Raw genomic sequence first — 6,284 nt, 5'->3', positions numbered from 1 at the left:
TAGGTAGTCAAAGGCTACTTTGTGCCTAGAGGGCAAAAAGCCCTTCTCGGCTCCCGCGATGTCAAAGCCAACTACGCCGTTGTTGCGGTGACGAACCGCAAGCTCAGCAATTTCTAAACCACGGCTCGCGTGGCGCATGGCAGTGACGAGCTGACCGGTACGGATGAATCCACCCTTGGCTTCAACCTCCGACATGCCTTGCTCTAAACCGTCCTGAACAGCCTCGACGGTTTCATCCAGGCTGAGTCCTTGACGCAGGTGCTGCTCGGGGGCCCAGCGAACCTCTCCGTAAATAACTCCATCGTCGTGAAGATCTAAAACGAACTCTCTGGCCACTCGGGCCAAACCCTCTTTGGTTTGCATTACGCCGGTCGTGTGATCAAAAGTTTCTAGGTAGCGCTCAAGGGAACCGGAGTCAGCTGATTTGAAAAACCACTCTCCCAGTTTCTCAGCTTCGGTGTGGGGAAGTTTATGTCCAACGGTATCTGCTAGCTCGATCATGGTTTGCGGTCTAAGTCCACCGTCTAAATGATCGTGCAAAGAAATCTTTGGTAGCGCCTTGATTTTCGAGTCCATGTGTCTTACTTCCTTCGATAAAAAGTCTTAGCCACTGATTCGGTCAAGAACGAGCTTTCTTTGAACCACAGCCTGAGCCTCAATGCTATAAGCATTCTTGATGGTCTCGGCAGCGCGCTCAAAACGCGCTGGTTCGTCGGTGTGAAGAGTGTAGAGGGGGTCTCCGGCCTTGACGGAATCTCCCAGCTGAGCGTGAAGTGTAACCCCTGCACCAAATTGAATTGGATCTTCTTTTCGGGCTCGCCCTGCTCCAAGCCTCCAAGATGCAAGGCCTACCGAAAGTGCGTCGAGTTTTGTGATTACTCCATCAGATGTAGCGGTCACGGTTTGATTTTCTTTTGCAGCTGGCAGCTTGGCGGCTGGATCACCGCCTTGCGCGGAAATCATCGCGAGCCATTTATCCATCGCGCGACCGTCTTTCAAAGCCGCCTGGACATCGACATCGGTTTTGCCAGCTAGTCTCAGCATCTCGGTTGCTAACTCGACTGTTATTTCAATAACGTCTTTGGGTCCGCCGCCGGCCAAGACCTCCACCGATTCTTCAACCTCGAGGGCGTTTCCAATTTTGAGTCCAAGTGGCGTTGACATGTCCGTCAAAAGCGCGGAGGTCTTCACTCCGGCATCTTGCCCAAGCTGGACTAGAACTTCAGCCAGCTCCTTGGCTTTAGAGAGCTCCTTCATGAAGGCTCCCGATCCCACTTTGACATCGAGTACTAAAGACCCGGTTCCCTCGGCAATTTTCTTGCTCATGATTGAGCTTGCAATAAGAGGTATCGCCTCCACGGTTCCGGTGACATCCCTGAGTGCGTAGAGTTTTTTATCCGCGGGAGCAAGACCCGAACCCGCGGCGCAAATTACTGCTCCGATGTTGGCAAGCTGCTTGGTCATCTCCTCGTTTGACAAGTTTGCTCGCCAGCCCGGAATTGACTCCAGCTTGTCCAGGGTTCCTCCGGTGTGACCAAGGCCTCGACCGGAGAGCTGGGGTACGGCAACACCGAAAACTGCAACAAGCGGTACCAGCGGCAAAGTTATTTTGTCTCCAACTCCACCGGTTGAATGCTTATCGGTGGTTGGAACGCCCAGTGACTCAAAGTTCAATCTCTCACCCGAGGCAATCATCGCCATCGTGAGATCTTTGATCTCTCTTCGGTTCATGCCGTTCAGGAGTATGGCCATGGCCATGGCCGACATCTGCTCGTCAGCCACGGTTCCGTTGGTGTAGTTCTCAATCAGCCAGTTGATTCCCTCTGTCGAGATTTCCTCTTTCGATCGCTTGGCGATGATTAGGTCAACTGCGTCAAAACTCATGCTCTATCGCCCAGATCTCTCGGTCCAAAGGCGTCGGGTAATACCTCATCTATGGTCTTGATTCCAGAAACTGTTTCTAGAAGCATTCCGGGCGCCGAGTGCTCGTACAAAAGCTGCCGGCATCTGCCGCAGGGCATCAGAATGTTTTCGTGCTTATCGACGCAGTAAAAAGCAACGAGTTTGCCGGGTCCAGTCCTAAATAGGTCTGAGACCAGAGAACACTCCGCACATAGCGTGACTCCGTAGGAAGCGTTTTCAATATTGCAGCCCGAAACGATGCGACCATCATCGGTAAGAGCTGCTGCCCCGACTGGAAACTTGGAGTATGGAACATAGGCCTTGTTCATGGCCTCAATCGCCACTTGCTTGAGTTGGTTCCAGTCGATGATCATATCTGTTTAGCCCTTCACGTACGGAATTCCGTCGGCAGCCGGTGCCCTGGATCTTCCAACGAATCCAACCACCGCAATCAAGGTAACGATGTATGGAACCATGGTGATGAAATTGGTTGGGATTCCGGGGCTTACCTGACCTCCCCAGATGCGCAGGATAATGGAGAATCCAAACAGCAGTGCTGCTGCAGTTGCATACCCCGGGTGCCACCGACCCAGAATCACAACAGCTAGGGCAATAAAGCCCAATCCTCCGGACATCTCTCTACCAAAGGATCCCGAACTACCGATTGTTAGCGCAGCTCCCCCGAGACCCGACAGTAATCCACCCAAGGTCACCCACCAGAATCTAGTTCGGCCTACGTTGATTCCGACGGTGTCAGCTGCTAGTGGATTTTCTCCAACCGCGCGGGCACGAAGACCGAGCTTAGTCTTGAACAAAACAAACCACAGCACGATGACGATAGCTATGGCCAAAAATACTGTGATTCTGTTTTGGAAAAGCACAGGTCCAATGATTGGGATATCCCCCAGCACCGGAATAGAAATAATTGGCAAAGTTCCCGGGCTGTTGGTTGCTGACTCGTCCTCTGTCACCCATTGCTGATACAAGAAGTTGGTGATCCCAATGGCCAAGACATTTAGAACAACACCAACAATGATTTGCTGGGCCAAAAAGCGAACCGCAAATACTGCCAAAACCGCAGAGAATAAAGCGGCGGTCACCATTGCCGAGATGACACCGAGCAATTGGTTGCCGGTGATTGTGCTGACAACTGCAGCCATAAAGGCACCGGTTAGCAACTGACCCTCGATTGCGATGTTCACTACTCCAACTCGCTCGCTCATGATTCCACCCATGGCTCCGAGCATTATGGGAACTGCCAAAACTAGAGCGGAACCCAGGATGAAAGCAACCGGAACCACATTTCCGGCGGCCAGCCAGCCAAGCAGGGCCAACAGGGCAATCGCACCAAACAGCATCGAGAGCCATATCGATGCTTTCCTGTCCTGGCTTACTAGCCAAGCCACGTAAGCAGTTATGGCAAATAAAGCGACGCCTGCAAAAGTTCCAAGCAGAGCTGAACCAACATCGATGTTCGGAAGTTGTACCACCTCGCGAGCTCCACTTAGCTGAAAAGAAACAGCTTCAGTTTTTCCAAGAATCCCAAAGAAAACTAAAACGGCAACCGCCATCACGCCCATCACAGCCGGAGTTTTCCAAGATTCGCGAACCTCTTTTTTAATCGTGGTAGTCATCGTTTTCCTCCTCGACCAAATAGGTTTGACTTCAACTTCGTCAGCATGTTGGTTGTCTGGGCCGGGGGAAGTCTGAATATTGCCCTTATCAAAGGAGGAGCAGCAATGAACAAAACAATTGCGCCCTGGACGATAAGTAAAACATCTGGCGAGATTCCCACAATCTGAATTGCCGAGGCTCCCGCTTTGAAAGCCCCAAACAGTAGCCCGGCGAGTAAGACACCTGGAGCGGACGAGCCACCCAGGAGAGCTACAGTAATCGCGTCAAAGCCAATTCCGGCGTGAGAAGTAGGGGTCACTCCACCGGTTGAGGAAAGCGCTTGGTTGGCAGCTGCCAGTCCAACGAAGGCAGCCGAGAGTCCCAGAGCTAGTACGTAGGTGGCGTTAACGTTGATGCCAGCTGTCCTGGCGGCAGATGGATTGAATCCAACGGCACGTAGCCTGAACCCAATTGTTGAGCGTTCCATTAACCACCAGTAAACAAAGACCGCAGCTATTGCGAGAACAAAACCAATGTTTAGGGCGAAGCCATCACCGAGCAGAGCCGGAAGGCGGGCTGTATCTGCGGCTGGGTCTGACTTTGTGTAGCCGTCCGCGGTCGCACCCTGGAGCAAATTGGTATCAAGGAGCAAGTGGTTAAAGAAGCTAATGATCACGTAGTTGAGCATGATGGTTGTAATAACTTCGTTGGCTCCGGTTCGAGCCTTCAAGAATCCAACAAACGCACCCACTATCGCCGATCCCAAGATGGCCGCAATGATTGCAACAACTAGGTGAATGACCGGTGGAAGCTCAACGCGGGTTGCGATAAAAGTCGCCCAGATGATTCCAGAAACCAACTGACCGGTTCCACCGATGTTGAAAAGGCCAACTCTAAAGCCGAGTCCAATTCCAAGGCCAGCAGCAATAAGAGGCCCGGCAAGCCTCAGGGTCTCGGTTAGCGGCCTAATGGCCCCTTCAATAGTCGCTGCACTCGAGTTGTAGACGGCTCCCTTGAAGAGAGCCCCGTAACCGGCGCTAACAACATCGCCGGCTGCTCTAAAACTCGCTAGCGGATCAGCGAAGAAAAACCCGACATTCTGGAGAAACTCTCGGTTCGAAATAATCATGAAAAAAGCACCAACTGCAAAACCGAGAATTACAGAAAGCACCGTTCTAGTTAGCGAACCCGAGAGAATCTCTTTCGCGGCAGCATTCCAGTTGATTGGCTCTTTCTTAGAAGGCACACTCATGCTGTGACTCCCGCCATCATTTGACCAAGCTTGGCTCTGTCGGTATCGGCACTCACGATTCCAATAATTTTTCCTCGATACATAACCGCGATTCGGTCGGCCAAGGCCATGACCTCGTCTAGTTCCGTAGATATCAAAAGAACGGCCTTACCGTTGTTGCGCTGCTCAACTAAGCGCTCATGAATAAACTCAATCGAACCAACATCTACTCCCCGCGTCGGTTGGGAAACAATTAGCAAGTCAACTTCTCTGGAAAGCTCCCTAGCTAGGACAACCTTCTGCTGGTTTCCACCGGATAGCTTTCCTGCCAGGGACTTGGGCGAGGTTGTCCTAACATCAAACTCTTTTACCCGTTGCTCCGCAATTTTGGTTCTGGTGGCAAAGTTGATTCCCAGGCCCTTGGCAAAAGGCTTAGTGAAAGAGCCGTTTAGCATAAGGTTTTCAGCAATCGAGAATTCCGAGACCAGGCCGTTTTTCTGTCGGTCTTCTGGGACATAACCGACCCCTCCTTCAAGCACTGACCTGACCGAGCGGTTCTTACCGCTCAATCCAGCAATAGAGATTTCCCCCGAATCTGAATGCAGGGCACGCAGGCCCAGGATCGCCTCGGCGAGTTCGGTTTGACCATTCCCCTGAACCCCAGCAATTGCAAGAATCTCGCCAGCTCGAACTTCAAAGCTAACTTCGTTAACTGCTCGGTGCTCTCTGTCGTCTAAAACCGAAACCCGATCGAGTTTCAGAACAACTTTGCCGGGGTTGGCTGCTTTTTTGGAAACTGTGAGCCCAACACTTCGACCAACCATCATGCTGGCAAGTTCTTCGGTGTCGGAACTTGGTTCGGCCTCACCGACTACTCGACCCTGGCGAATAACCGTGATCTTGTCGGCAACAGCCTTAACCTCACGAAGCTTGTGGGTGATGAAAACAATTGAGGTCCCAGATTTTGCCAGGCCGCGCATAATCTCCATAAGTTCGTCAGTTTCCTGAGGAGTTAGAACTGCTGTTGGCTCATCGAGAACCAAAACCTTGGCGTCTCTGGCAAGTGACTTAATGATCTCGACTCGCTGCTGCACGCCAACTGGAAGATCTTCAATCAAAGCGTCCGGGTCAACATCGAATCCGAATCGGTCTGAGATTTTTTTCACTAGTGCTCTTGCCGCATCAAGATCGAGTACACCAAGTTTTTTTGTGGGCTCATGACCCAGGGCTACGTTTTCTGCAACTGTGAAAACCGGGATCAGCATGAAGTGTTGATGCACCATACCGATTCCGGCCGCCATGGCATCTCCCGGACCCGAAAAATTCATGGGCGAACCATCGAGGAGGATTTCTCCCTCATCAGCTTTGTATAGGCCGTAGAGGACATTCATCAGAGTGGATTTACCGGCGCCATTTTCACCGAGCAAGCTGTGGATTTGCCCGGGCTCAACGACAAGGCTTATTGAGTCGTTGGCTACCAGGGTTCCAAACCTTTTGGTGATTCCCTTTAGCTCAAGCTTCATGGTGCACTCCTACG

The 6,284-nt window shown here is 51.8% G+C and carries 6 protein-coding genes; all 6 read right to left on the bottom strand.

The features are described 5' to 3' along the window. Nucleotides 1-576 (bottom strand): adenosine deaminase family protein (locus tag WAO31_RS00150; RefSeq protein WP_509588829.1); only part of this gene is annotated, 576 nt, incomplete at its 3' end. Nucleotides 577-603: 27 nt separating this feature from the next. Next, on the bottom strand, nt 604-1,884 hold the full coding sequence (locus WAO31_RS00145) for a thymidine phosphorylase (RefSeq protein WP_509588827.1): 1,281 nt from the start codon (nt 1,882-1,884) through the stop codon (nt 604-606). Then, complete coding sequence (locus tag WAO31_RS00140; RefSeq protein ID WP_509588825.1) at nt 1,881-2,276, bottom strand: cytidine deaminase; 396 nt, start codon at nt 2,274-2,276, stop codon at nt 1,881-1,883. Before WAO31_RS00140 ends, WAO31_RS00145 begins: the two co-directional genes overlap by 4 nt. A 6-nt stretch (nt 2,277-2,282) precedes the next feature. Further along, nucleotides 2,283-3,536 (bottom strand): ABC transporter permease, encoded by a 1,254-nt coding sequence (locus WAO31_RS00135; protein WP_509588823.1) that lies wholly within the window; start codon nt 3,534-3,536, stop codon nt 2,283-2,285. Then, a complete protein-coding gene (locus WAO31_RS00130; RefSeq protein WP_509588821.1) occupies nt 3,533-4,768 on the bottom strand; it encodes an ABC transporter permease in 1,236 nt (411 codons plus the stop codon). Before WAO31_RS00130 ends, WAO31_RS00135 begins: the two co-directional genes overlap by 4 nt. Then, the gene (locus tag WAO31_RS00125) at nt 4,765-6,270 is read right to left on the bottom strand and encodes an ABC transporter ATP-binding protein (protein WP_509588819.1); all 1,506 of its coding nucleotides are present in this window, start codon (nt 6,268-6,270) and stop codon (nt 4,765-4,767) included. The genes WAO31_RS00130 and WAO31_RS00125 overlap by 4 nt, the downstream gene beginning before the upstream one ends. Nucleotides 6,271-6,284: the final 14 nt, after the last annotated feature.

Source organism: Rhodoluna sp. (assembly GCF_049276775.1).
Lineage (GTDB): Bacteria > Actinomycetota > Actinomycetes > Actinomycetales > Microbacteriaceae > Rhodoluna.
This window is presented reverse-complemented; position numbering and strand designations above follow the sequence as displayed.

Bases quoted from the DNA above. Each gene is read 5' to 3' on its own strand.
- WAO31_RS00145 (WP_509588827.1), bottom strand. From the start codon at position 1,884: ATGAGTTTTGACGCAGTTGACCTAATCATCGCCAAGCGATCGAAAGAG.
- WAO31_RS00140 (WP_509588825.1), bottom strand. From the start codon at position 2,276: ATGATCATCGACTGGAACCAACTCAAGCAAGTGGCGATTGAGGCCATG.
- WAO31_RS00135 (WP_509588823.1), bottom strand. From the start codon at position 3,536: ATGACTACCACGATTAAAAAAGAGGTTCGCGAATCTTGGAAAACTCCG.
- WAO31_RS00130 (WP_509588821.1), bottom strand. From the start codon at position 4,768: ATGAGTGTGCCTTCTAAGAAAGAGCCAATCAACTGGAATGCTGCCGCG.
- WAO31_RS00125 (WP_509588819.1), bottom strand. From the start codon at position 6,270: ATGAAGCTTGAGCTAAAGGGAATCACCAAAAGGTTTGGAACCCTGGTA.